The sequence below is a fragment of the Dyella japonica genome, from assembly GCF_040545895.1.
GTDB lineage: Bacteria > Pseudomonadota > Gammaproteobacteria > Xanthomonadales > Rhodanobacteraceae > Dyella > Dyella japonica_D.
The window spans coordinates 92243-116568 of sequence record NZ_JBEPMU010000008.1 but is presented as its reverse complement, the minus strand read 5'-3'; the positions used below and the strand labels follow the sequence as shown (position 1 = coordinate 116568).

Genomic DNA, 24326 nt, shown 5'->3' with positions numbered 1-24326 from the left:
GATGATGTGATGGATGCCGGTGCGGGCAGCAACCGCCTGGAAGGCGGAGCGGGCAACGACACCCTGAGGGTGGCCTACAACGCCAACAACAACGTGTTTGTTGGCGGCACCGGTGACGACACGATGTACGGCAGCTACGGCTCGGATACCTATGTGTTCAATCTCGGCGATGGCAAAGACACCATCATCGAGACGAGCACGTATGCCGGGGCGATCGATGTGCTGGCCTTCGGCGAAGGCATCAAGGCCAGCGACATCGTGGCCACCAAGCGCGGCATGGACCTGGTGTTTGCCCACGTCAACGGCCAGGACGAGGTCGCCGTCAAGAACTGGTTCGGCAGCATCGCGAGCAGCAGCGGCGAGGCCACGGATCGTCTGATCGAGCAGGTGACCTTTGCCGACGGCACGGTGTGGACGCTGGATGATCTTCGCCAGCGTGGTTACGTGTCGCAAGGCGGTGCCGGCAATGACACCCTCAACGGCTGGGCCGGCAACGACATCATGCTCGGTGGTGAGGGCGATGATGTGATGGATGCCGGTGCGGGCAGCAACCGCCTGGAAGGCGGAGCGGGCAACGACACCCTGAGGGTGGCCTACAACGCCAACAACAACGTCTTCGTTGGCGGCACCGGCGACGACGTGATGTACGGCAGCTATGGCTCGGACACCTACCTGTTCAACCTGGGCGATGGTAAGGACACCATCGTGGAGACCAGCACCTATAACGGCGCAACGGACACCCTATTGTTCGGTCAAGACATCACGGCCGATCAGTTGTGGTTCCGCCGCGTGGGCGCGGATCTGGAGGTCAGTATTGTCGGCACCCAGGACAGCACGACGGTCAAGAACTGGTACGGCGGAGCGGGCTATCAGATCGAACAGTTCAAGACCGCCGACGGCAGCACGCTGCTCAGTGGTCAAGTCAATGCACTGGTCTCCGCCATGGCATCGTTTACCCAGCCGGCGGCTAACGAAACTTATCTGCCGCCCGACTACGCAGATGTATTGCGCCCGGTGATCGCTGCCAACTGGCATTGACGGAGAAAGGCAACCTGCTCCTGTCTGGCGACAGCAGAGGGAGCAGGTGCCCCGTTTTCAGTCTGGAAGGCAAAGCGCTCCATCGCGCCCTCGCCCACCTTACTATCATCGCCCAAGGGCAATGCGATAGCCGAGTGCATGCTGAAAAAGAGGCCGTGTGAGTCATTCACACGGCCCTTAAAGCCTGAGGCCAATGGTCAACGCATTAGAACTTGACCGTGACGCGGGCCCAGAAGTAGCGGCCCATCAGGTCGAAGTTGCTCGGGTCGGTATTGGCGTTGATGGTGTTGTTCGCGTACAGCAGCGGTGGCTGCTTGTCGAACACGTTGTTCACGCCAAAGTCCAAACGCGTATTGATCGGCGCGATGTTGTAGCCGAGCGAGACGTCGTTGTAGAACGTCGAACCATAGCGCAGGATCACGCCCGGTCCGCCGACACTACCGGCCGGGAAGGTGTCGTAGATGGATCCTGCGGGACCGCCGTTGGAGAAACGGCTAAGCCAGCGCATGCGCCACTGGGCGCTCCAACCGCCCGCCTGCCAATCCACGAAGCCCTGTGCGCGCCAGCGCGGGAACAAGCAGACCCCCGTGCTGTCCGGACAGGCGGACTCCTGGGCCGAGCCGGCCGGCAGGAGGCGACCTGCGTTTTGATAGGTGACATTACCCGCCACACCCGGGGCGGTCTCCTGCGTGAAATACGTCAGATAGGTGGCATTGATGCCCACGTTGACCTGGCCGAAAGCGAACTGCGGCAACTTGTAGTTCGCCGACCAGTCGATGCCGCTGGTGCTCAGGCTGCCCAGGTTGCCAATCGGCTCCACCGTGGATTGCAGCAATTGACCCGCATTCGGGCCATCGGGAGCGCGATGGATGTATTGGCAGTAGACAGTCGAGCCCGCCGCGCACAGGTTGAGCAGGCTCTGCAGGCCCACCGTGGTGATTGTGTCGTTGAGAGTTACACGCCAGAAGTCGATGGTGGTCGATAGACCGGGCACATACGAGGGGCTGTACACCAAACCGAAGTCATACGACGTGCCGTGCTCGGGCTTGATCGGGAAACCGGCGACACGGGCGCCTTGCACGACCGTACCTGCCTGGCTGGGCGCCTGGGTGGCTGTTCCGGCGTTGTTATTGATGAATGAGCCATTGGTCGGTACGTACTGGCAGGCCAGGGCCAGCGGCGACCCGGCCGGCGCACCGGTGAAGCCGTTACACGGATCGGCGTGGATCATCGGCGTATCGGAACCCGAGTCGTAGAGTTCCGACAAATTCGGCGCGCGGAAAACGTCTTCCATCGTGCCGCGCAGCAACAGGTCTTCGATCGGTCGCCACTCTAGCGCGAACTTGAAGTTGTTCGTGCTGCCAAACGTCTGGATGCGCGAATAGCGGCTACCTATGGTCAGGTTCAGCGACTGCGCACCGGGCATGCCCGAGAGGATAGGAATAAACGTCTCGGCGTAGATTTCCTTGGTGTTGTAGCCACCCTGCACGGCGCTGATGCACTGACTGCCCAGCACGCAGTTGCCGGTCGCGGGATCAAGTAGCAGCTGCGGAGCGGGAATGGATCGTGCGTATTCGGTGCGATACTCCGCGCCTAGGGCCAACTGCACAGCGCCCGCAGGCAAGTTGAACAGCTCGCCGCTGACACCGGCATGCCAGGTTTTCTCAATCGAGTACTGGTTGGAAGGCGCCGTCACGCTGGCCGCCTGAATCGCTGCGACAGAGCCGGGAGCATGGATGTCGAACGGGTTGAATTGGCAGGCCACCACGCTGGGGCAATTGGGACTGGTCGCGAAGCCATCCGCACCGATGGTAGAGGCGCCGGTATACAGCTGGGTCTGGTCAACCAGGCCACCGGTAGCCTTGACGATGCTCTGGTGGCCATAGTTGTAGCCGAGATCCCAATTCCATTTCTTATCCCAGACGGTGAAGTCACCCCTGAAGCCGGTATTGATCTGGGCGTCGGTCCTGCCGTACATGGCCGTGCGGTTGCCATTCGAGGTTAGGCGCGAGTTGAACGTGTTGCCGGCGCTGCCAAAGTCGGTGCCGAACGGATTGAACGCGTTGCCGGCCGCAATCGTCGCCCCCGGCGCGCTGTAGACGGCGGGCGCCAACTGGGAACTGGACGACGTCTTCTGATAGACCGCGTCCACATAGGCGGTGACATGATCGCCCAGGTGATAGTCGCCAAAGACAAAGCCGCCGGTGCGCTCCTGGGGCGTCATCAGCAGATTGACCGATGCGTAGTTGTAGCGATCGGCGGGGGTATAGCAGTGATAGTTGGAAGTGTTGACCGCCTGGCTATTGCCACCTGGGCTCAACGATACGTAGGGACAGCCGAACTGCGCCGCCAGTTGATCAGGCAACTGGATGCGACCCACCGGCGTGTTGGGCGAACCGCCGCGGACCACATGGCTGCCCGTCAGGGTCAGTGCATTCTTGGAAAAGGCACGATCGGCCTGCAGCACGCCGTCCTGCTTGGTGTAGTTGAGGCCGGCCATGAGGCTGCCCTTATCGGACGTCTGGCCGAAGGAGAACGTATAGCCGCTCTGCTCACCGTCGTTGCGGTCGGACTGGCCGATGTTGGCCGTGAACGTCGCACCCTGGTAGTTCTTGCGCAGGATGAAGTTGACCACGCCGCCGATGGCATCCGAACCGTACGTTGCCGAGGCGCCGGTCGGCAGCACTTCGATGCGCTCGATCGCATCGGCCGGAATCGCGTTGGGATCTTTGCTGAGTAGGCGCTGGCCATCGATCAGGATCAAGGTGCGATGGGAGCCCAGACCGCGCAGGTTGATGCTCGAACTGCCACTGCCGCCGCCGTTATTGACCTGGGGGTTGATATTGCCGCCAGTCATCGCCGGCAGTTGCTGCACGAGGTCACCCAGCGTCATTTTGCCCGTGGCCTGGATCTGGGCACGATCAACGGTGACGACCGGGCTGGACGTCTCGACGTCCACACGGCGGATCAACGAACCGGTCACGGTGACCGTTTCAAGCGTCTTGCTCTTGGCCGCGTCGGGAGCGGTGCCGCTAGTTTGCGTGTCCTGTGCGAAAGCGGCCGTGCCGTAAGTGCCTACTGCCAACATACCCAGCGATAGCGCCAGGCGTACCGACGTGCACAGCTTATGTTCTCCGAACTTCATGCAGCATTCTCCTTAGTGTCGCGACGACTCCGCGATCGTCGGCTGTGTTGCGTCTACGGCGCCGACATGCGGTTCGTCTCATGGGTGTATGGCGGATAGGGACGTGGCTAATCGACGACCGATATGCACGGCGATGGGAGTCGCTGCTGCCGACTTCAGCGTCCGACGCACGGATCAGCAGGTTCGCCGGCTTGCCTACGGGAAAACGGAAGCTCGCCAAGCCGCTGCGCGTCGCCGCACCAAACTCGACCCGCACGCCATTGGCCAGCCGTACGCGGTAGTCGCCTGCCCGCGCGTGTTCGTTGGCCTGGGAGAAATCGCTGGCGTAGATGCTGTCCGTGGCGTCAGCCGATGGCGAACTCGTCACGGCCGTCGTCACTGGCATAAACGGCACATCGCCGCTCGCATCCCGACAGCCCGCACCGGAAAGATGGGTCAGGCTGAAGCTGCGAATCCGGAGCGCGTCATACTGATAACCGCTGGATGAGGCCGTGTGCGTGTGCTTGCCTCGGGTGTTCTCGGGACTCCGCTGCAACATGCCGAACGGCATCACGACGCCAGGGAACGTATTGCCGCCATGCAGACTGCCGATCAGCGGGTTGACCTCGTCGGCGGGCGGGGGTGCCGTCTGGGCAATGGCGTCGCCGGTGCCTCCGGCAGCTAGATCCAACAGGAGGGCGGCTCGCCAGATACGCGGTGATGCCGCGAAGGTCTCGCCGTAGGCCCGCTGGCGAATGGACAGACCGTGATCCATGGACACCCTACCGCTTCTCCCCGGTGCGAACCAAACGCGGCTCGTTACGATTTAGATCGATCTAAATTGGTGGCTTTAAAAAAAGCCAACCCATCCCCTGCCAAACACCGGCTTATCGGCGCGATACGATTCTCACGCCCTGACGGCCGTAGCCCTGCAACGATCCGCGCCCATACATCGTGCGGCCTCATAAGAGGCTTTGGGCCGCCATGTCGACAGCATCTATGTTGCAGACTTGTCAGCTTCCACCCTAACGCCTGGGTGGTCGGCAGATCTATCAGACACGCCCTAAAAGCAGACAGAAATTCGTCGCAGGACTACCAGCACTTTCCAATAGCGGATGCGCCTGGACGGGCATTTTTCCAGTGGATCCGCCTAGGTCACCATCCGAACAGGATGCGCGCGCAGATGAAACGCGGTGGTCGCTTGGCCGATCGACGCGACCCGGTAACGATGCGCCACTGGTCGAAGAGATCCGCGGCGCGATCGTCGACGTGCCCAGCTATGGCTATCGCCGTGCCTGGGCACGCGTTCGTCGTCAACGCGAAGCGAGCGGCTTGCCACCCGTGAACGTCAAACGCATCTATCGGGTAATGCGCACCCATGGGCTGCTGCTCGCACGAGCCCGCCTGCCATCCCCGCCCTCGCGTCGTCACGAAGGGCGTGTCGCCGTCCCGGTAAGCGACCAACGGTGGTGCTCCGATGGCTTCGAGTTTCGCTGCGACAATCATGAGAAGGTGCGCGCCACCTTTGCACTGGACTGTTGCGATCGCGAAGCGAGCCACCACCGGTGGCCAGACCGGCGATATCGTGCGTGACGTCATGTTGGCGGCTGTCGAACATCGCTTCGGTGATCAGTTCCAGCAAGGTGTCTTTGACCTCGGCCACCGTCTTCAATCGATGCATCTGAGGGGCATGCTCCGCCGGGATCGCCAACAAACGCGTGCGCACCTTGGCGTAGGATGCCCCCAGTTGTCGGGTGACATCATCAATCAGCACGACCGCCCCCGATTCACGGTCGTACTGCAGCGGATTCAACAACGCCAGGTAGTTTTCTTTGATGCGCCGTGCCTCGTTCAAACTGTAGGGCGCGTGGCGCAACGTGATGCGTTCGGCGGCTTGTTCGGGCGTTTCATCGGCATGGGCTTCAATCGTTACCTCATCGTTACCTTGGGAGGTAACGGGTAACGCTTTCTGACTTTTCGTTACCCCTTTTTTGCCCGGCTGGCCCACGGATGTTTCGTCGCGTCGACACATATTCAACATCGCGTTGGATTTGTGGACATCCACATTTTTCCCTTAGAAAAACAACCATTCTCGCGCTTTCCAGAGTGTGACGGTCTTCTTGCTGACGCCATGTAGGCGGGCAAATTCGGTCTGGTTCACCATGGTCATGTGTTACCCCCACGCGTTACCTGTTACCCAAATTTCAAACCGCCACAGCTAGCCGTACATCGCGGCGCGCAATGCCCACGATGACGACCTCTCCCGGTAGGACCCCGCCGCGCCCCGTCAGCGGGCGCTGGCCACGGCGTGAGCCATGGCCTCGCGGAAGGCTGCGTCGAATCCTCGGTCGATGACTTTCTGGGCCGTCGATCCAAAATGCAGGCGCTGCGTGACCGGCAACGCATCGCCAAACCGGATCAGTAGCTTCAGCGTGCCGGATCGATTGGCACCCCGTGCCATCGCGCCGGTCGTGCGTGAGTGGCTACGCACCGTCGCAGGCGCGCGTCGAAGGGGACGCTGCCAGACGCCGTTGACGATGCCATGCGTGGTTTTCACGGCACCGATAAAGATGTCGGGCCGTGCCTTCAGGCGTTTCAGCAGGGTGCGTGGCAACTGACCGTAGCGATCCCGCGGGATGTTCTTGGGGTTGAGCAAGGCGCGGCCCGCCAGTACATGCACGCCGCCTTCCTCGTAGGGCGTCAGGTAGGCGGCGGCGATGGGTCGGATGAAGACCGTGGCCGTCAGCGTCCGTTTCGTCGCGCCTCGCCGCGCAACCGAGTTCACCGTGAAGGGCTTGGGGTGTCGGAAGGTGGCTTTGAGCTGACCGGTTTCCGCCACCTGCACCCGTTGGGCCAGGGTATTCAAGGCCTGGGCGGTGGCGAAAGGCAGTTGCTTATACGCCAGCGCATGCAGCGATGCCTGCAGGTTTTTCAGGTTGGAACGCACCGAGAAGGCGGCGGGCATGGTGCCTCACGCGACACCCCTTCGCGCATAAAAAAACCCGCCAAACATGGCGGGCTGGAAGGAGGTGTTCATGCTGGACAGTCAGCATGGAACGCTCGCATATCTACCTCACTTTTTCGGTACCGTCAATAAGGGCACCCGATACGACGCGGCTTCCTCCGGATCGATGCACAGATCCCCCGGTTGCATCGCCACATCCAGCAAACCGGCGACGTAGAACCGCCCGTTTTGCAAGAACAGTCGGTAGCCGCGCTCGGAGATATGCAATCGATGCGCTCGGAGCGCTTGCAGGCGATGTTCCATGGCCGCCTCCTTCATCCAGTACCAATTGCGCAGGACCAGGGCTTGGCGCGCGCCGCCAATGCGCGGGCTGGCCAACTCCCGCACGGCGCCCTCCACCTCATCGGCCGCCGTGCCCACGATCGCTTTGGGGTGCAGTCCTTGCGGTGGACGGCCGTGGTATTTGATCAAGGCATCCATCGAGGACGACCGGGGCCATCCCACATGCTCATAACGCGAGCCGGCGTACTCGTCGGCCCATTCGCGCAAGCGATGTTCCAGTTCGGTCACGACAGGCATGGTGGGGCCCGATACCGTGGTGGGCGTGCGTCGCCCGTCGTCACGACGAGCGACGGGCGGACCGGCCCCGGTGCCATGGCCGGGGTCATGCGCGGCTCGGCCGTCGGCGGGCGGGACGTTCCTTCGCATCATCGATGCGGAAGCGACGCCACCAGGGCTCGGGAATCGCCTCCAGCCAGGCGAGCACATCGCGCCGGCATTCGTCTTTGATCCAGCCGCACTCCAGCCACATCACCGCCCACGACGAGACACGGCGGCTGGCTTCATACAGGGCCGCTTCGTGCGCGCGTGACAAGCCGGTCGGCGCGCTCGCGGCAGGCTCGCATGCCGGCATCACGGCGGGTTCTCCCATGGCTTCTCTCTCCCCGCCGCGGCGTTCACGACATCGCCTTCGCGCGCTGCATCAACGTGCCGAAATCCTTGCCCACCAGCACCCGATCGGCTTCACTCAACGCCTGCCACGCCTCCAAGAGGGCGACGTCGTTCTGCAAGGCCGCCTCTTCCAAATCGGCCATCAACCCCTGCTTGCGATCGCTACTTTCGGCGCGGGGGTCGAGCGGCGCGCGGCGCGCCTGGCGTTGCTTGTGCGTGGTGCGCGCGATCGAGTCATCGTCACCGGGCTCGGGATCAAAGGCATCGCTGGCGGCCGTGGCGGCCAGGATGACGGACACGAACGCGCGTTTCTGCGCCATCTGGTGCACCGTGTTGTAGTGATCCGGCACGTTGCGGTAGGGCACCTGATGAAAGATCAGCCATCGCCCGTCGCATTTGCGCGGCATGAAATCCTCGCCACCCAGCAGCTCGGCCGGTTTGCCGCGTGTCCAATAATCCCGGGGCACCTCGGCGCCGGTGTTTTCGCTGCGGTAGCGATACTTCGTTTCCAGCGTGGTGCACAGCGCCTCTTTTTCCGCGACCGGCTGCCCCTGATACAGCAGAATGCACTTCGCGCGCACTTCGCGGTGCTCGCCCCAGAGCGGGAGCGCTTGCAGTTCAAATCGCCAGGTGAAGCGAAACAGCAACGCCAATTTATGCGCCCCCTTTTGCAGGAGCGCTTTGTTCGTCGTGTTGGGGATCACATCGTAGTGCACCCCTTCCGTCATCACGCGCGACACGGCCTCTTGAATCAACTCGGCCCGTTTCACCAACCCCTCGACGCCATCGGGAAGGGTCTCCATCGACACCATCAACGCCTGTTCAGTCATGACGATCACCTCGGAAAGGTCGGTGGCGGGACATCGTTGAACCGCCCGATGAAAACCCACGGCGGGTGATCGGGACGGGCGTGACATCGCTCCGGTTCATGCGCGCACCTGCCGGCGACGACGTGCGTTCGTGTTCCAGGCGGTCACGGCCTCGGCAGGTGTCGCGAACCTCGCCGTGATGACGTGGCAGCGGGCGCACTCGACGAAGTACTGGCCCCGGTCGTCGTACACGTGCGGCGGTCGCTGGCAGCCACTGCAGACCGTCGGCTGAATGCCCTCATACTTCACTTCACGTTGCATGCTTCACCTCCGGGGTGCGGGGATGCCATGAGAAGGCCGCCGGATGCGCGGCCTCAAAGTGCGCCACGAGCGAATCGGCATCGCGGCGTAATTGCGCCATGACGGAGTGACCGCAGGTGTCGAGCCCGTCGAGGTAATGCCGGCCACACAGCGTGATGCGCTGACCGTGGTGAGTGGTGAACTGGAGATCGGCCACACTGCGAACGTAGCGACCGCCCCCGACATGCGTCCGGCAGCCGGGGACGCTGCAGTACACCGGTCCGGCGCACGCGCGATGCGCGTCCTCGTGATCGTATTTAGTCGCCATACTTGTCCTCCGCGACCTTGGCGAAATTGCCCGGTCGGGTCAGCCATTCCAGATCGGCGCGAAACGGTTGGGACCGTCCATAGCCCGGCGCCTCCTTCCCCATCAAAAAGGGGCAACGACGCACATGCGTGAAATAGCGTCGCCAGTGATCGATCGTGGGGAGATGATCGGTGGTGCGTTGTCTGATCAGCGCCACGCGAAGCGTGGTTAACACATCGCAGCGCCGCAATTCGGGAAACGTGCGGTTGTAGAGCGCGACGACGTCATGCACCGACGGTTCGTTCGCGGGCGGTGGCTTGCCCTTGGGCCGGATGCGGAGGGCCGTCGCCACGACGGTCGGGGCCGGGCCGGCGGGCACGCCCGCCGCCGCCACCGACGCCCGCAGTGGCCTGTCCCTATCGTCACACGCGACGTTGGCACTCGCCTCGCCGGCGGCCGCGTGATCGTCGTCGCCACCGGCCGGGGCGGCATCGGCCCGTGGCATCGCGATCGACGCCTCCCGGGCGTCGATCGGCGGAGGCGGCAGGACGCTCGCCGCCTCCTTGGCATGAATGTGCTGGTGCTTGCGGAAGTTCACCACCAGCAAACAGGCCCGGCCGTCCACCGTGTACCGGCGCACGAAGCCAATGGCTTCGAGGGCGTCGATCCAGGCCATCACATCGTGCACCGTCACCTGCGGGTGATAGCCATAGAGCGCGTGCTGAATGCGCCGGGGGCGATCCTCCAAACGGCCGTCGCGATCGGCCAGTTGCATCAACCCAATCGCGAGCAGACGAATCGCGTCCGCCAAGGGCCCCAGCTCCTCATTGCACCAGAAGCCCGCTTTCACGTTGCGGGTCCGCAAGAGACTCATCACGCCACCTCGACGCGCCGGTTCCGCTCTTCGCACAAGGCCCACATAATCGTCGCGGTGTATTCGCACCGGGCGAACTGACCCCGTTGCGCGGCGCTGCTCCAATCGATTTCCGCCCGAAGGCGAGCAATCGCCGTCGCGGTATCCGGGCAGCCTTGTTCCTTGGTGTAGATGCCCGCCCGTTCCACCTGATTGAGAAAGGCGCGGGCAAAGGGGGTGCTGGGTAGCAGTTCGTCGGCGCACCGTGGTCCGCGACGTTTACCTCGCATCCGGTTGAGCGCGCAGGCCGTCGCGTGTTTGCGACCCGCGGGGTCCGCCATCGCCACTAAGCGCTGTTGCGTCTTGGGACTGAGCTTGGCGAGCACAAAGGCTTCGGGCATGTGGATCAGGCCGGACTTGATCGCCTCGGCTAAGCAGGGGGCGGCCGTTTTGGCAATCGTGGCCGCTTGTGTCACGAGGCGGCCTGACACGCCCATGGCCGCCCCGGCTCGATCGCGGGCGCGTCCTTGTTCCTTTTCCCGTCCGGGCACAAATTCCCCCACGGGCGCATGCTGGCCCTGACGCAAGCCAGCGCATTGCCGCATCTTCGCCATGAGCGTCTCCTGTTCCAGGAATGCCCGCGCCACCCAGGCGCGCTGGGTGGCATGGAGATGGCGGCGCATGTTGCGCGACTTCACCCAGGCCAAGGCGGCGGCGTCATCGCCCACGAACGGCACCACGCGCGGGGTCAGTTGCAGCTCCTCGCACGCGCGCCAGCGATGACGGCCGTCCAGGATGGTGTTGTTGTAGGTCATGATCGGATCACGCAAACCATGGACCTTGATGTCGTTCAGCAGCGCCGCGTATTCCCCGGGGAGCATGTCGGGCAAGATGGCGCAGTAGGGATGGACATCCATTACACGATCTCCGGTAGGTTCGTGTCCGTGCCCGGATACATCGCGTGGCCGCTCCGCCATGGCGTCCCCCGCCGCGTGGCATTCCAGGCGCGAATGAGGCAGAAGTAGTCGTCGAACACGCTACGTCGTGTCTTGGTGATCGCGTCGTTGAGCAAGCGATTGCGCAGATGCAAGACCGGTTGGGTCGGCCCCAGCTGGTAGCCTTCATAGACGCCTCTGAAAAACCCATCGGCCAGCTCGTGGTCTTTCTTCGCAAACAGATAGTGACCCACGGCGGCGCGTGCCCAGGGCAACGGCGTGGGCTTGCGCGGCAAGTCGTGCAAGACGCGCAGGGTGCGCTGAATGGCCGCGATATGTTCCAGATAGAAATCCCGCACCTCGCGATTGACATAGCGCACGGTGCTGGAAATAGGCACGTCACGACTGGCCGAGATCAAGGCATGAATGGCCGTCCCCAGGACCGTGGCCTGCCAGCGATCCAACCCCTCGATGGTGAAGACATCGACGGGGGAGCGTCCCCGTCCGGTATCCATGTTGACCTGCATCTGTTCATCGAGCCCATAGATGACCACCATGGGCAAGGTCGTGCCGGCCTGGAGCATCGCCATCAGGCGGTGCTGACCATCGAGCAGTTTGTTCGGGGCAAAGCGGATCGGCGCCCCGTCATTGAGCCAAGTGCCGCGTTCCATATCGAGCTGGAACTGCTGCACCTTGTGTTGCGTGACGTGGCGATTGGTCGTGTTGAACGCCAGCCAGTGATGCGCGATCGCCGGCGTGACGCGTACCCATTCGATGCCACGGGCGTGGCGTGTGGGCAGGTCGAGCAAGGGATTGACATCATGGTTCTGCATGATCGTGCCCTTTGTCGGTGGTCGCGTCGGCCAGACGCTCATCGGGACGCCGCGCGCGCCCCACGGCGTGACGGCGCTTCATGGCATCGGAAATCGCGTAAAGCCCCAGATCGACGCGGGGTGGCGATGACCTTTGGGGTTCTGTGTATTGGCGCTGCCTAGCTTCACCAGCACGGGCATGGAGCGGCAGGCCAGTCCTCGGATGAACGGCCCCCAGGCACGCGGGTCGGGCGGGCGGGGGCAGTCGCACTGCGTTTCGGCAAAGAGCCGTAGCTCTTCGGTTTGGAAGGACGTCCGGCCTTCCTTGGCCAGCTGGCGTGCATAACGGCGCAGGGCGTCGAGCGCGAACGTCTGCCAGCCAGGGATGAGGTCGTCGGCATGAGCCTGGGCACGCGCCATGCCTTCATCACGCCAACGCGCGGCATCGCCGGGTGGCCACAACGAGGCTTGCCGGGGCATGGCTCACGATCCCAGCGGCGGATGCGGCAGGAAGCGCGGATCGATCCGACCATCGCGAATTCCCCGGAACGGAAAGAACAGATGGCTGTAGTGCGCCAGCGTGTTTTGCCAGTACGCCGGATCGATGAAGAACGCAAAGATCATCTGCTTATCGCTGGGGATGGCCTGATCCAGCGGCCAGCAGCGAACGGCCGATTCCGAGACGCGCGCTAGGGCCGCGATATTGCGGTTATTGCCATAGCGAGCAAGAAGGGCGCGACGGGTAATCACGGAATTATCTCAGTGGTTTTTTTCGGGTGGCCGAAACTACCCCATCTTTGGGGTTTTGCAAGAGGCGAATTATTAAGAGAAAAATGAATTTTGCTTGTCATTTGTTGAGATAAGTTGAGCGTTATTTTTTGACCCCGCAGAAAATATTTTACTTAGGTGCAAAGTACTGACAGTCGAATGCGGCCTGCGACGGTTGTTAAGGAGAAGTGATGATGAATGGATGCCAACGACCGATGAACGCTTCGTCAATAGGAAGTTAAAACCAGGCCATCTAGGAATTTTTCCTACCCCGTGGTCAGATGCGGTTACGACCGCCCCATCGGACCGCCCTGCGACACAATGAGGTCGTTCGGGGCGGCTCGGGATCGATTGTTTCCCCATGTCAACGATGTGGCGAATGGCCGGCCACTCCCTCGACGGTGGGCTGGCCGAGGGCCGCTGTGGCTGCTCAGAGAGCCCTAGGCACCGCGCGCCGGGCCATCGCCCCCCCCAGGCACACCACCACTCATCGGCTCGCCTCGACGCGCCCTGTAGGACGCTTGCCGCTGTGGGGGCATTCACCAGGTCACCGGGGGCTGGGGTCGGCTGGGGTGGCTATGGCAACCTGAACACCCCCGCTGGGCGCGTCAGCGTCCAGCTAGTGGTTTTTAATAGACTAAAAGCTAAAAGCTATAAAGCAGAATGACCGGGAGCTCCCCGGCATTAATCGACCTTTCCGGTAATGACTCTGCTTTTCCGGGAAAGGACAGATAATGACTCTGCCTTTCCGGGAAGGTGCCTACCTTTCCGGGAAGGAGCGGGAATCACCCACGTTTGCCCCGAGCGGACATGCCATAGGGGGCGCGCGGGCGTCCAAAAAACGGGCTTCGTCCATAGGGGCGCCGTCGCCTAGGGAGCCTCTGATTAATTCCGCGGTAGACAAGCCGCGAAGTCCAATGAGACTGCGCCAGTAGCCGGATCGCGTCGGCTCATCGGTCAATGCTTGAAAGGTGTTGGTCGACCAGTGTCTGGATCGATGTATGCGTCGTGCAAGTCAATAATTTTTCCGCTCACAGGATCGACCCGGCTGTCAGCGAAGTTGTCACGCCAATCCAGCACCACACGATTGCCTGACAGGAAATGGACCTGCAGATAGCCGGAATCACGCGTCTCGGGCTGTGGAATGGTGACAGTCACTTGGTGCGACTCCATCGGGACCTTCTTCAAAACGTCCGAGTACGGTTGATCAAACTCCCATTTGACCGTCGCCGTCTCACCGGAGCGCACCATGCAACCATGGGTGATGCCATTACCGAGCAGGTACACCGTGCCGGGTCGCTTACCCCCAGCGTCATTACCACACTGGCCCTCGGCCGTGATGACACCGAACCAGTAGATCGGCTTCTCGGTGTAGTTGAAACCGACCGTAGCCACGGGGTAAGTGGACGGGGCCACGCCGGCTTTAACGACGGCACCGATGGCCACGATCACTAGGCCTATCGTCATCATGCGGGCGCACGGACGGCTGTCAGTCACAGGAAATATCCGATTTATCAGCTCACGTTGTACGCCTTGACCTAACGCGAACACATGGGACGTGTCCTAAAGACGACCGCTTCAGCATGGACCAAGATGCACCATCGCCCTGACCGGTTCACCCCGATGAAACAGCGCTCGTTCGCCTCGTTAAATTTCGAAGCCAAGAAGAAGCCCACGCGCCGCAAACAGTTCTTGGGTGAGATGGAACGAGTCGTGCCATGGGCGACCCTACTGGCCCTGATCGAGCCGCACTATCCCAGCGAAGGCCGACGGGGTCGGCCGCCGATGGCGATGTCGACCATGTTGCGGATTCATCTACTGCAGCAGTGGTACGCGCTGAGTGACCGGAATCCGCACATCGCCCACCTCTTTCGCCTTCGCGCCGCCGCGAACCGTGTCGATGTGCTTCGCCCGCACGATGTGCAACCGCGCGAACAGCTCGCGGATGGCCGGATGATCGTTGAGAGTATCCATGGGCCGACATCCGGCAGTGCGGTCGTCGTCTGGATGCTTGGGCGCTGGCTTAATGAGCGCCGACCGATTTGACAGGTCACCATCCGTTGGATAGAAGAAGGGCGCGTCCAGGGAACCTTCACGCATCAGGGGCTCAGGACGTCTTGCCTCGACGATGATCAGGGCATGTGGCTGAGGAGAAGCCCCGGGGTACTCACCCCTCCCGGGTGCTTTTTTCCTGGGGTGACTTGCCACGTGCATGAAACGGCATCCGTCGATAGCGCTCGATGCGGCCCGGTGTCTGTCGACAGCCGAATCCCTTCAAAAATCTTTTACGTACCTGCGTACGTACGACTCGTGGCGGTGGCCAAAGATGGCGCCTAAGCCGCTGATATACATTGACTATTTCGGATCGCAAGAAATAACTTTCCGTCCCGGCGCAGGCCGGGATCCAGTTTCGTCAGTCTTCGGTTGTTGCGATATCGCGACCGGGTTCGCCTGCGGCGGGCTTCTGTCCTCCTGCCGGAGGCCGGGTCACTTTTCTTTGCTTGCTCAAAGAAAAGTAACCACCGAGATGGTGGCAATGCCAAAAGAAAGAGCACCCCGGATGACGCGCCTACCGGGCTTCAGCCCTTCAGGTTCGCGGTCGGGTTACGGGGTTTTTCGACAGGACGTCCCTGTCCTGTCGAAAAACTGGCCGCATCCCTGCGGCCACCCTGCGGGCTTTCCTCCACCCGCCCGCCGCTGTCATACGGGGACCCCACAGAGCCAAGAGCAGAAGCAATGGCGAAAGCCAAAGCTCGAGTAGCAACGATTTCGCGAGCACCCGCCCCCTCTCCACCGTAAAGGTGGCAATGCCCCAGCCCTCTCCCACGAGGGGAGAGGGAGAAGTGCAGTGCTTGGCGAAGATCCAACGATCGTAGCCATGGGGTAGCGCAGCGACATCCTGCTTTAAGCCCTCTTCGCCTCGGCGCGTTGCGGCGTAGACGTACCGTCGATTAGAGAGATCGTGATGATCCGGGCCTCGAAGTCGTCAAGGCTCGTATCCGACAGAACGCTATGAGCCTATCGCTCTAAAGGCCATTTTCTTTGGGTTACTTTTCTTTTGGGCCAGCAAAAGAAAAGTGACTCGAGCGGCGGCAGCCGATCGAAACGCCCGCCGCGCAGGCGGCCAGATCGCGACAGCGCTGCATAAGCGCGACAGCAACGCCCCCACCACAACCCCAAAGCAACACCACCAATCAGCTACCCTCCCCAACATCCACGCAGGAGCGGCGCCCCATGCCCACGACAACTCCCCCCGTCGTCGCCAAAGCGCCCCCCACCTGGCACCTCGATCTGATTGCCGGCCTCTCGGTAGCCGGCCTGCTGATTCCCGAAGCCGTCGCCTACTCGGGCATCGCCAACCTGCCGCCGCAGGCGGGCGTCATCGCCTTGTTCGTGGGTTTGGCGACCTATGGGCTGTTGGGGCGCAGCCGCTATGCCATCGTGTCGGCCACCTCGTCATCGGCGGCGGTGCTGGCGGCGGGAACATTGGCGCTGTCAGGCGGTGACAACGTCTCGCGGGTGGCGCTGGCGGGCACGTTGGTGCTGCTCGGCGGCGTCTGCTTTCTGATCGCGGGTGCGTTGCGGCTGGGTGGGCTTTCGCATCTGATCGCGCGTCCCGTCTTGCGTGGCTACACCTTTGGTCTGGCCTGCGTGATCGCGCTCAAGCAGCTGCCGCATCTGATGGGTGTGGCCAATGTGCATGGCGATTTCGCGCCGCTGCTGCTCGCGCAACTGGCGCGGGTGCTGCCGCAGGTGAACGCGGCGGCGCTAGGCGCCGGCGTGGTGGCGTTGTTGCTGCTGTTTGCCTGCGAGTACCTGCGGCGTTTGCCCGGCAGCCTGGTGGCCATTGCGCTGGGCGTGGCGATGTCGGGCTGGCTGGCGGCACATGGCGTAGCGCTGACGGGCCCCATCCAGTTGGCGGCCGATCTCGGCTGGCCGGCGTGGCCGCATAGCGATCAGTGGTTGCCCAGCGTCGAGCTGGCCGCGGCGTTGTTGTTGATCCTTTACGCCGAGTCGTACAGCTCCATCCGTGGCTTTGCGCTCAAGCACGGCGACGCGGTGAACTCGAATCGGGATCTGCTGGTGCTCGGCGTCGCCAATGTGATCTCGGGCGCCTTGCATGGCATGCCGGTGGGCGCGGGTTATTCGGGCACGTCGGCGAATGAGGCTTCCGGTGCGCGGTCGCGTCTTGCTGGCTTGGTGGGTGCAGCGAGCGTGCTCGTGCTTGTACTGCTCGCGTTGCGCGGGATCGAACGCATTCCGCAGCCGGTGCTGGCGGCCATCGTGATACATGCGGTGAGCAAGTCGCTGCGCGTGTCGGTGTTCGCGCCGTATTTCCGCTGGCATCGCGACCGCCTGGTGTTGTTGGCGGCGGTGGTGGCGGTGCTGTCGCTGGGCATCCTCAACGGTTTGCTGTTCGCCATCGCCTTCAGCCTGGTGATGTTGCTGCGCCAGCTCGCCACGCCTCGGCTCGGCGTGCTGGGGCGACTGGCGGAGGGGCATGACTTCGTCGACGTGGCGCAGCACCCGGACGCGTTGCAGGTGCCCGGCATGCTGATCGTGCGGCCGGAAGAGCCGCTGTTCTTTGCCAATGCGGAACCAATGCTGGCGCAGGCCCGCCATCGCGTGGAGGCCGGGCAGGGGCTGGGCCGCGTGGTGCTCAGCCTGGAGGAAAGTCCCGATCTGGACGGCACCTCGCTGGAATCCCTTGGCGATTTCGCCGCCTGGCTGGCCGCTCGTGGCATCGAGCTGCGCGTGGCACGATTGAAGGACGACGCGCGCGACGCCCTGTTGCGCATGGCGCTACCCCAGCTTCCGCCACAGGCGCTGGACGATTGGAGCGTGGAGGATGCCGTGTCGGCTCCGCCGCTTACGACCTCATCGGTAAAGGGAAATCCGCAGTGAAGAAAGCTCTACGCACCACCTGGCTGGCCGCGGCCACCACGCTTGCACTGGCTGCACCGGCATGGGCCGATACCAATGCCGATGCACGCTTCAAGCAGATCTACGAGCAGGAATGGACCTGGCGCAACGGCCAGTCCGGCATCGCCAGCTCGGGCGAGGCGCAGCCGAACGGCTCGCGCCTGGACAACGTGGACGCCGCCAACCAGCAGAAGCGCCTGGACTACTGGCAGAAGGTGTCCAACGACCTCGACGGCATCGACGTGAAGCAGCTGTCGCCCGAAGCGCAGGTGAACTACGCCGTGTATCGGGCGCAGATCAACAATCTGCTCGCCGCGCAGAAGTTCAAGCAGTGGCAGATGCCGTTCAACAGCGACTCGGCCTTCTGGAGCGAGCTGGGCTACGTGCTGGATGGCGACAAGCTGCACACCACGCAGGACTACCAGCGCTACATCGATCGCCTCAACGAAGTGCCCGCGTACTTCCAGCAGCAGATCGCCAACATGCGCGACGGCCTGGCACGCGGCTTCACCGTGCCGCACGACGTGCTCAAGGGGCGCGATGCCTCCATCAGCTCGGTCTCCGAACTGAAGGACCCGACGCAGAGCAGCTTCTACAAGCCGTTCGAGAAAATGCCCGCCAGCGTGCCGGCCGCCGATGCCGCCAAACTGCGCGACGCGGCCAGGCAGGCCATCAGCACCAAGGTGATCCCGGCCTACGCCGACCTGCTCACCTTCTTCCACAACGAATACGAACCCAAGGCGCGCACCACGCTGGCCGCCGAAGCCATGCCCGACGGCAAGGCGTTCTATCGCCAGCAGATCATCGAATACACCACGCTCGACCTCGACCCGGACACCATCCACAAGGTGGGCCAGGAACAGGTGGCGAAGATCCACGCCGAGATGGTCAAGACCATGCAGGAGACGGGCTTCAAGGGAAGCTTCGCCGACTTCCTGCATTTCCTGCGCACCGACCCGCAGTTCTACGCCAAGACGCCCGATGAACTGCTGATGCGCACTGCCTGGGTGGCCAAGCAGGTGGACGCGCAGCTGGGCAAGGAATTCGGCCGCCTGCCGCGCCAGCGCTTCGCCATCGTGCCGGTGCCGGCCGATATCGCGCCGTACTACACCTCCGGCCGCGGCGGCGCGGGTACGTACCTGGTGAACACCTACGATCTGCCGTCGCGCCCGCTCTACAACATGCCCGCGTTGACGCTGCACGAATCGGCGCCCGGCCATTCGCTGCAATTGGCGCTGGCGGCCGAACAGCACGGCCAGCCGGACTTCCGCCGCGAGGGCTACATCTCCGCCTACGGCGAAGGCTGGGGCCTGTACTCGGAATACCTCGGCAACGAGATGGGCATCTACAAGACGCCCTACGACCGCTTCGGTTATCTCACCTACCAGATGTGGCGCGCCTGCCGCCTGGTGGTCGATACCGGCATTCATCACCTCGGCTGGACGCGCCAGCAGGCGATCGACTTCATGACGCAGAACACCGCGCTCTCGGATCGCGAAATCGCCAACGAAGTGGATCGCTACATCAGCTGGCCGGGCCAGGCGCTGTCGTACGAGCTCGGTTACCTGAAGATCCTGGAACTGCGCCAGAAGGCTGAGCAGGCGCTCGGTGCCAAGTTCGACATCCGCCACTTCCACGACACCGTGCTGCAGATCGGCTCCGTGCCGCTCCCGGTGCTGGAAAAGCGCATCGAACGCTTCATTGCCGACGGCGGTCCGGAGCCGGACTTCGGCTGCGATTGCGCGAAGGGCAAGGACGCCAAGAGGTAAGGCGCCCACGCGACCCCGGCCTGGCCGGGGTCGTTGCTTTCAGGGCGTTGGTCAGGGTTTCGCCGGCGCGACCTTGCCCGTTTCCGCGTAGCTCTGCAGCCGCTGCAACTGCTCCATCAGCATGCCGTTGGCCATGGGCGCGATCTTGTCGAGACCGCTGACGCTTGAGCCGTTGACCCGATATTCCAGCTGCAGCGCCGTGCCTTCCGGCGCGGGTTTGAGCGTGAAAGTCATGACGCCCTGCACGGCCAGGGACTGCAGCGGTCCCAATGCGGCGTCGAGGCGAAGCAGGTGGCCGGGCGCGGCCCAGATCACGCGTCCATGCACCACGCTCTGGTTGCCCCAGCGCTCGCAGAAGCAGCCGCCGGCCTCGGCCTTGAGGCTCAGGTGCGTGGCGTCGCCGGAGTAGGTGTGCTCGCGGTTCCACCACTTGGCGACGTCAGTCAGCGCGGCATAGAGCTTGTCCGACGGCGCATGGATGGTGCGGCTGTCCTGGATCAGCAGGTGGTCGGGCGCGGCTTCCTTCACTTCCGCGTTCGCACCGAGGGCGTAGAGCGACAATAGGGCAGCAGCGATAACGGCTTGCTTGCGCATGGCGGGTCCTCCGATGGGGGGCGAGTATGCGGCGGCGGGTATCGGCCCTGTACTGGCCGAACGGCAGATGACCGGCCACTGGCGAAAAATGCATCAGTGGAGTAAATTTCCTCGTAACTTCACTGGGAGAGTTGAACCATGGCGGCTCATCTCCAGCCTGAAACCCATCCCGTTGCCGATCTCGGCGGTCCCGCGCTGCGCGCCTTCTTCAACATCGCCGAGCGCTGGAACCTGCGCATCAACGACCAGCGCCGCCTGCTGGGCGATCCACCGGAATCCACGTTCTACAAGTGGAAGCGCCTGCAGGCCGGCACGCTGGGGCGCGACACGCTGGAGCGCATCAGCTATCTGCTGGGCATCTTCAAGGATCTGCAGATTCTCTTTCCCGATCCCGACCAGGCGGACGGCTGGGTGCATCGGGCGAACCGCGCCACCTTGTTCGGTGGCCAGTCGGCGCTGGAACGCATGCTCTCGGGCAACGTCGCCGATCTCTACGTGGTGCGCGAATACCTCGACGCGCAGCGCGGCTGAGTCATACCGCTTGAATCATCGTGCGCGGCCCGGGCGCACGGCGCCGTCGCGCCTCCTGCGACCGCGCGGCGAAACCGCCTTGCGCGCCACGTCGCAACCGGCGATACATGCTGCCGGCATACTTTCCCCCTCTGGCGACACGCGTGAGAGATCCACGTCATGGCCGACATTCCACCGCTCAAACGCATCCGCTGGAGTCATGCTTATCGCATCGTGCCCAGCCGGTTTCCACCCATCGGCGTGTTCGACCGTATTGCCGAACCCGGCGATCTGGATGCGCTGTACGCCATCGAGGCGATGACCAATCCGCGTCTGCGGGACGAGATAGGCGACCTGCACATGGTGCCGCCGGATCGACGCGTCAGCGGCCCTGGCACCACGCCGGTGATGGCGGCGTTCACGCATTTGAACCCCGAAGGCAGTCGGTTTTCCGATGGCAGCTGGGGCGTGTTCTACGCCGCGCACAGCGTGGCCACCGCCGTGGAAGAGACGGTGTATCACCGCGAGCTGTTCCTCGCCGCCACGGCTGAATCACCATGCGACATCGAGATGCGCTGCTACAGCACCAGCATCCAGGCAAAGCTGCACGACCTGCGCGGCGGATGGAAAGCACAGCACGACCCCGACGACTACGCCGCAGGCATCGCCCTGGCGCGCAAGCTGCGCAACGAAGGTTCCGATGGCCTGGTCTACGACAGCGTGCGTCACGCTGGCGGCGAATGTGTCGCGGTGTTCTATCCCGACCGCGTGGCGCCTTGCGTGCAGGCGCAGCACCTGATGTATCGCTGGGACGGCAAGCGCATCGCGCAGGTGCTCACCGTTGATGAGTGGAAACGCGGCTGACACCAGCCTCGCGTACGCGCATAAAAATGGGCCCTTCTCGCGAAGGGCCCGCGCGGCTTCCGTGCCGACTGGTCTCCCCTCAGAAGCGGTAGCCGAGGCTCAGGCCAAAGGCGATCGGGTCAACGGCTGCCTTGCCTACTCTCGTACCATTGACCTTTACGTCGCTGTCGATGTTGATCCAGCGCACATCGGCAGTGGCAAGCCACCGGTCGGTGATGCGCAGGTCAAAGCCCACGCGTGCGGCGACGCCCCAGCTGTTGGCGATGCTGACGCTCGCACCCTTGAGTGCGCCGGCGCTCTTGGTGTCGAAGAAGTTGGTGTAGTTCACACCCACGCCCACGAAGGGCGACCACACGCTGTCGGGCATGAAGTGATAATTGATGCCCAAGGTCGGCGGCAGTTCCTTGGTCTGCGCGACCTTGCCTAGACCCGCCAGCTTCACATCGTGCTGGAACGGCCACGCCGCCAGCAGATCCAGACCCCAGTTTGGCGTGAACAGGTATTCGAGGCTGGCGGTAGGGCGAGTGCTGCTGCTGATGCTGGACTGGGCGCCGGCCAGCGAGCCGGGATTGTCCTTCGGGGCCACCGCATGCACGCCAAAACGCACGACCCAGTTGTTGTCATCCGCATGGGCAGCCGGTGTGGCTATCGCGCCAAGCGTGGCAACGAGAGCGAGGGGAAGCAGGACTTTCATGACGTTGTTCCATCGTGTTTTCGTTGGGGGCGACGTCATGGTCGTTAGGAAGGCGTTGCGCGCCCTTGATCTAGGTCATCCGCGTCTAGGGCATTCGGACGCAGCGCATGTGTTCGCAACGGTCACATAGGCGCGGTACGCCGTAGGAGATATGGACGCACCGGGGCGCGCGCCTAAGCTGCGCAAACGCTTTCCACATGTGGGAGAGGTGGTGATGAAGTCTCTGTGTTCGGCATTTCTATATGCGGTCGCACTGTTCGCGACCGCGCCATGCGCAAACGCAGCGGACATGTTGTCGCCCGGCGATCACGCAGCGAGCATCAATGGCGTGTCCCTGCACTACACCGTCAGTGGTTCGGGCGAGCCGCTCGTGTTGCTGCATCCTTTCGGCGCGTGCGGTGCCATCTTCGCGCCGTTCGACGCATCGTTGGGCGCGTACCGGCGCATCGCGATCGATATGCGCGGGCATGGCCAATCCACCAATCCGTCCAACGTGTTTACGCATCGCCAGTCAGCGCAGGACGTGCTGGCACTGATGGACGCACTGCACATCCAACGTTTCAAGGCCATCGGCTTCAGCTCCGGTGGCATGACGCTGCTGCATGTCGCGACATTGCAACCCGGGCGTGTCGAGGCGATGGTGCTGGTCAGCGCCACGCCGCGCTTTACGGATCAGGCGCGCGCGATCCAGCGCAAGCTCAATTCGCCGGCCGACCTGCCGCCGCCTGTACTGGCCGGCTATCAGCGATGTGCGGCACGCGGCGAGCCACAGGTGCAGGAACTGGTGAAGGAGTTCGCGCGTTTTGCCGAGAGCTACGACGATATGACGTTCTCACCGGCCACGTTGGGAGCGATTCGAGCGCGAACGCTCATCGTCCATGGCGACCGCGACGCGTTCTTCCCGGTGGCGCTGCCGGTGGAAATGTATGCCGCGATTCCCGGTTCGGCGCTATGGATCGTGCCGCAGGGCGATCATCTGCCTGTGTTCGGCGCGCAGTCGGCGCCGTTCGTGGCCGAAGCCCTGGCGTTCCTGAGTGAGAAGCCATCGTCCGCGCAGCTGGCCACTGAAAAACGAAGGCCCGCCTTTGGGCGGGCCTTGCGTGGCAGTCGAACGAAAACGGATCAGGTATCGGCGTTGGTCGCCCAGCCTTCACGATTGCCGCGCGTGAACACGCGGTCGCTGGCCAACACGTCGCCTGCCGCATGCGCGGGTTCCTCGCGCAGCTTGGCATAGATCGGCGTGAAGTCCGGACGCGTGGCCTCGAATAACTGCTCAAAGCTGTCGATGACGAAGTAGGTCTGCTGGAAGGTGTCGATGCGGTAGCGCGTGCTCATCACGCGCTCCAGGCCAAAGCCGATGCGGTTGGGCGAGGCCGAGTCCAGCGAGTAGATCGACTCGCCCTTCGAACTGACGATGCCGGCGCCGTAGATGCGCATGCCTTCCTTGGTGTTGATCAGGCCGAACTCCACCGTGTACCAGTACAGGCGCGTGAGGTTCATCAGCGCCTCGGGGCCGATGGCGAAGGCCTTCATGCCGCCCTTGCCGTAGGCCTGCATGTAGTCGGCGAACACCGGGTTGAGCAGCAGCGGCACGTGGCCGAACAGGTCATGAAAGAGATCGGGCTCGCTCAGGTAGTCGAGCTGGTCGGGCTTGCGGATCCACCAGCTCACCGGGAAGCGGCGATGCGCCAGGTGGTCGAAGAACACCTCGTCCGGCAGCAGGCCTTCCACTGCCACCAGTTCCCAACCAGTGGTGGCGCCCAGCACCTTGTTGAGGTCGGCGAACTTCGGGATACCGCCGTCGCCTAGGCCGAACCGCTCCACGCCTTCGAGGAATTCCTGGCAGGCGCGGCCGGGCAGCAGGTCGCGCTGGCGCTTGTAAAGCGTGTCCCACACTTGGTGGTCGGTAGCGGAGTAGTCCGCCCAGGGCTGCTCGACCACGCCCGTGGCATACACCGGCACATAGCCTCGGTCGGTCTGGTGATGTTCGACGCGGCGGGGTGTGCTGTTCATGAGCTACTCCTGGCAACAAGGCCAACCTGCTTGGATGGCTCAGCATAGGGCGATTGCCGCGCACGATGCTTGTTTTGTTGCATTGATTCAGCTCGAT

At 63.1% G+C, this 24326-nt stretch carries 23 protein-coding genes and 2 pseudogenes; 8 read left to right on the top strand and 17 right to left on the bottom strand.

Annotation, left to right across the window (positions count from 1 at the left end; all coding sequences use genetic code 11):
• On the top strand, positions 1 to 1038 hold a 1038-nt coding region (locus ABIC75_RS22115; RefSeq protein WP_354016057.1), incomplete at its 5' end, for a calcium-binding protein.
• A 205-nt stretch (positions 1039 to 1243) separates the two neighbouring features.
• Here ABIC75_RS22115 and ABIC75_RS22110 read toward each other — a convergent pair.
• Together ABIC75_RS22110 and ABIC75_RS22105 are read right to left on the bottom strand one after the other, a co-directional pair.
• Positions 1244 to 4183 carry a TonB-dependent receptor plug domain-containing protein gene (locus ABIC75_RS22110; protein ID WP_354016056.1) on the bottom strand — a complete coding sequence of 980 codons (2940 nt, stop codon included), beginning with the start codon at positions 4181 to 4183 and terminating at the stop codon, positions 1244 to 1246.
• Complete coding sequence (locus ABIC75_RS22105) at positions 4164 to 4937, bottom strand: hypothetical protein (RefSeq protein ID WP_354016055.1); 774 nt, start codon at positions 4935 to 4937, stop codon at positions 4164 to 4166. The genes ABIC75_RS22110 and ABIC75_RS22105 overlap by 20 nt, the downstream gene beginning before the upstream one ends.
• Positions 4938 to 5338: 401 nt before the next feature.
• Here ABIC75_RS22105 and ABIC75_RS22100 point away from each other — a divergent pair.
• Positions 5339 to 5792, top strand: a pseudogene (locus ABIC75_RS22100) (IS3 family transposase); the annotation flags it as partial.
• Between the two features lie 657 nt (positions 5793 to 6449).
• On the opposite strand, the gene ABIC75_RS22095 reads toward ABIC75_RS22100, so the two are convergent.
• From ABIC75_RS22095 to ABIC75_RS22040, 12 genes are all read right to left on the bottom strand, one after another.
• A complete protein-coding gene (locus ABIC75_RS22095) occupies positions 6450 to 7127 on the bottom strand; it encodes a hypothetical protein (RefSeq protein ID WP_354016054.1) in 678 nt (225 codons plus the stop codon).
• A 108-nt stretch (positions 7128 to 7235) separates the two neighbouring features.
• Complete coding sequence (locus tag ABIC75_RS22090) at positions 7236 to 7706, bottom strand: hypothetical protein (RefSeq protein WP_354016053.1); 471 nt, start codon at positions 7704 to 7706, stop codon at positions 7236 to 7238.
• An 85-nt stretch (positions 7707 to 7791) separates the two neighbouring features.
• On the bottom strand, positions 7792 to 8058 hold the full coding sequence (locus ABIC75_RS22085; protein ID WP_354016052.1) for a hypothetical protein: 267 nt from the start codon (positions 8056 to 8058) through the stop codon (positions 7792 to 7794).
• 25 nt (positions 8059 to 8083) lie between these two features.
• Complete coding sequence (locus ABIC75_RS22080; protein WP_354016051.1) at positions 8084 to 8908, bottom strand: hypothetical protein; 825 nt, start codon at positions 8906 to 8908, stop codon at positions 8084 to 8086.
• Between the two features lie 96 nt (positions 8909 to 9004).
• Complete coding sequence (locus tag ABIC75_RS22075; RefSeq protein WP_354016050.1) at positions 9005 to 9208, bottom strand: hypothetical protein; 204 nt, start codon at positions 9206 to 9208, stop codon at positions 9005 to 9007.
• Positions 9198 to 9515, bottom strand: a complete 318-nt coding sequence (locus tag ABIC75_RS22070; protein WP_354016049.1) for a hypothetical protein — start codon at positions 9513 to 9515, stop codon at positions 9198 to 9200. Before ABIC75_RS22070 ends, ABIC75_RS22075 begins: the two co-directional genes overlap by 11 nt.
• Entirely contained in the window at positions 9505 to 10305 is an 801-nt protein-coding gene (locus tag ABIC75_RS22065; protein WP_354016048.1) for a hypothetical protein, read from the bottom strand. Before ABIC75_RS22065 ends, ABIC75_RS22070 begins: the two co-directional genes overlap by 11 nt.
• Positions 10306 to 10367: 62 nt before the next feature.
• Complete coding sequence (locus ABIC75_RS22060; protein ID WP_354016047.1) at positions 10368 to 11264, bottom strand: ParB/RepB/Spo0J family partition protein; 897 nt, start codon at positions 11262 to 11264, stop codon at positions 10368 to 10370.
• The gene (locus ABIC75_RS22055) at positions 11264 to 12115 is read right to left on the bottom strand and encodes a hypothetical protein (RefSeq protein WP_354016046.1); all 852 of its coding nucleotides are present in this window, start codon (positions 12113 to 12115) and stop codon (positions 11264 to 11266) included. The genes ABIC75_RS22060 and ABIC75_RS22055 overlap by 1 nt, the downstream gene beginning before the upstream one ends.
• A gap of 78 nt (positions 12116 to 12193) precedes the next feature.
• A complete protein-coding gene (locus ABIC75_RS22050) occupies positions 12194 to 12514 on the bottom strand; it encodes a hypothetical protein (protein ID WP_354016045.1) in 321 nt (106 codons plus the stop codon).
• 63 nt (positions 12515 to 12577) lie between these two features.
• Positions 12578 to 12844 (bottom strand): hypothetical protein, encoded by a 267-nt coding sequence (locus tag ABIC75_RS22045; RefSeq protein ID WP_354016044.1) that lies wholly within the window; start codon positions 12842 to 12844, stop codon positions 12578 to 12580.
• A 975-nt stretch (positions 12845 to 13819) separates the two neighbouring features.
• Positions 13820 to 14314: a DUF3304 domain-containing protein gene (locus tag ABIC75_RS22040; protein ID WP_354016043.1), complete on the bottom strand. Its 495-nt coding sequence runs from the start codon at positions 14312 to 14314 to the stop codon at positions 13820 to 13822.
• Between the two features lie 171 nt (positions 14315 to 14485).
• On the opposite strand from ABIC75_RS22040, the pseudogene ABIC75_RS22035 reads away from it, so the two are divergent.
• The 3 genes and pseudogenes from ABIC75_RS22035 to ABIC75_RS22025 all read left to right on the top strand — a co-directional run.
• Positions 14486 to 14707, top strand: a pseudogene (locus ABIC75_RS22035) (transposase); the annotation flags it as partial.
• Between the two features lie 1389 nt (positions 14708 to 16096).
• On the top strand, positions 16097 to 17767 hold the full coding sequence (locus ABIC75_RS22030; protein ID WP_354016042.1) for a SulP family inorganic anion transporter: 1671 nt from the start codon (positions 16097 to 16099) through the stop codon (positions 17765 to 17767).
• Positions 17764 to 19554 (top strand): DUF885 domain-containing protein, encoded by a 1791-nt coding sequence (locus ABIC75_RS22025; RefSeq protein WP_354016041.1) that lies wholly within the window; start codon positions 17764 to 17766, stop codon positions 19552 to 19554. Before ABIC75_RS22030 ends, ABIC75_RS22025 begins: the two co-directional genes overlap by 4 nt.
• A gap of 51 nt (positions 19555 to 19605) precedes the next feature.
• Here the strand turns inward: ABIC75_RS22025 and ABIC75_RS22020 are convergent, their stop codons facing one another.
• Entirely contained in the window at positions 19606 to 20148 is a 543-nt protein-coding gene (locus ABIC75_RS22020) for an SRPBCC family protein (protein ID WP_354016040.1), read from the bottom strand.
• 138 nt (positions 20149 to 20286) lie between these two features.
• Here ABIC75_RS22020 and ABIC75_RS22015 point away from each other — a divergent pair, with 138 nt between their 5' ends.
• Together ABIC75_RS22015 and ABIC75_RS22010 are read left to right on the top strand one after the other, a co-directional pair.
• Complete coding sequence (locus tag ABIC75_RS22015) at positions 20287 to 20679, top strand: MbcA/ParS/Xre antitoxin family protein (RefSeq protein WP_354016039.1); 393 nt, start codon at positions 20287 to 20289, stop codon at positions 20677 to 20679.
• A gap of 159 nt (positions 20680 to 20838) precedes the next feature.
• Entirely contained in the window at positions 20839 to 21522 is a 684-nt protein-coding gene (locus ABIC75_RS22010) for an RES family NAD+ phosphorylase (RefSeq protein ID WP_354016038.1), read from the top strand.
• Between the two features lie 79 nt (positions 21523 to 21601).
• On the opposite strand, the gene ABIC75_RS22005 is transcribed toward ABIC75_RS22010, so the two are convergent.
• Entirely contained in the window at positions 21602 to 22216 is a 615-nt protein-coding gene (locus ABIC75_RS22005; protein WP_354016037.1) for an OmpW/AlkL family protein, read from the bottom strand.
• Between the two features lie 214 nt (positions 22217 to 22430).
• On the opposite strand from ABIC75_RS22005, the gene ABIC75_RS22000 reads away from it, so the two are divergent.
• Positions 22431 to 23450 (top strand): alpha/beta fold hydrolase, encoded by a 1020-nt coding sequence (locus ABIC75_RS22000; RefSeq protein ID WP_354016036.1) that lies wholly within the window; start codon positions 22431 to 22433, stop codon positions 23448 to 23450.
• Here the strand turns inward: ABIC75_RS22000 and phhA are convergent.
• Positions 23339 to 24229, bottom strand: coding sequence for a phenylalanine 4-monooxygenase (gene phhA, locus ABIC75_RS21995; RefSeq protein ID WP_354016035.1), 891 nt, complete (start codon positions 24227 to 24229; stop codon positions 23339 to 23341). The two genes, ABIC75_RS22000 and phhA, sit on opposite strands and share 112 nt — an antisense overlap.
• Positions 24230 to 24326: the final 97 nt, after the last annotated feature.

Bases quoted from the DNA above. Each gene is read 5' to 3' on its own strand.
- ABIC75_RS22080 (WP_354016051.1), bottom strand. From the start codon at position 8,908: ATGACTGAACAGGCGTTGATGGTGTCGATGGAGACCCTTCCCGATGGC.
- ABIC75_RS22075 (WP_354016050.1), bottom strand. From the start codon at position 9,208: ATGCAACGTGAAGTGAAGTATGAGGGCATTCAGCCGACGGTCTGCAGT.
- ABIC75_RS22010 (WP_354016038.1), top strand. From the start codon at position 20,839: ATGGCCGACATTCCACCGCTCAAACGCATCCGCTGGAGTCATGCTTAT.
- phhA (WP_354016035.1), bottom strand. From the start codon at position 24,229: ATGAACAGCACACCCCGCCGCGTCGAACATCACCAGACCGACCGAGGC.
- ABIC75_RS22030 (WP_354016042.1), top strand. From the start codon at position 16,097: ATGCCCACGACAACTCCCCCCGTCGTCGCCAAAGCGCCCCCCACCTGG.
- ABIC75_RS22050 (WP_354016045.1), bottom strand. From the start codon at position 12,514: ATGGCGCGTGCCCAGGCTCATGCCGACGACCTCATCCCTGGCTGGCAG.
- ABIC75_RS22110 (WP_354016056.1), bottom strand. From the start codon at position 4,183: ATGAAGTTCGGAGAACATAAGCTGTGCACGTCGGTACGCCTGGCGCTA.
- ABIC75_RS22090 (WP_354016053.1), bottom strand. From the start codon at position 7,706: ATGCCTGTCGTGACCGAACTGGAACATCGCTTGCGCGAATGGGCCGAC.
- ABIC75_RS22060 (WP_354016047.1), bottom strand. From the start codon at position 11,264: ATGGATGTCCATCCCTACTGCGCCATCTTGCCCGACATGCTCCCCGGG.
- ABIC75_RS22015 (WP_354016039.1), top strand. From the start codon at position 20,287: ATGGCGGCTCATCTCCAGCCTGAAACCCATCCCGTTGCCGATCTCGGC.
- ABIC75_RS22055 (WP_354016046.1), bottom strand. From the start codon at position 12,115: ATGCAGAACCATGATGTCAATCCCTTGCTCGACCTGCCCACACGCCAC.
- ABIC75_RS22000 (WP_354016036.1), top strand. From the start codon at position 22,431: ATGAAGTCTCTGTGTTCGGCATTTCTATATGCGGTCGCACTGTTCGCG.
- ABIC75_RS22085 (WP_354016052.1), bottom strand. From the start codon at position 8,058: ATGGGAGAACCCGCCGTGATGCCGGCATGCGAGCCTGCCGCGAGCGCG.
- ABIC75_RS22020 (WP_354016040.1), bottom strand. From the start codon at position 20,148: ATGCGCAAGCAAGCCGTTATCGCTGCTGCCCTATTGTCGCTCTACGCC.
- ABIC75_RS22095 (WP_354016054.1), bottom strand. From the start codon at position 7,127: ATGCCCGCCGCCTTCTCGGTGCGTTCCAACCTGAAAAACCTGCAGGCA.
- ABIC75_RS22070 (WP_354016049.1), bottom strand. From the start codon at position 9,515: ATGGCGACTAAATACGATCACGAGGACGCGCATCGCGCGTGCGCCGGA.
- ABIC75_RS22105 (WP_354016055.1), bottom strand. From the start codon at position 4,937: ATGGATCACGGTCTGTCCATTCGCCAGCGGGCCTACGGCGAGACCTTC.
- ABIC75_RS22005 (WP_354016037.1), bottom strand. From the start codon at position 22,216: ATGAAAGTCCTGCTTCCCCTCGCTCTCGTTGCCACGCTTGGCGCGATA.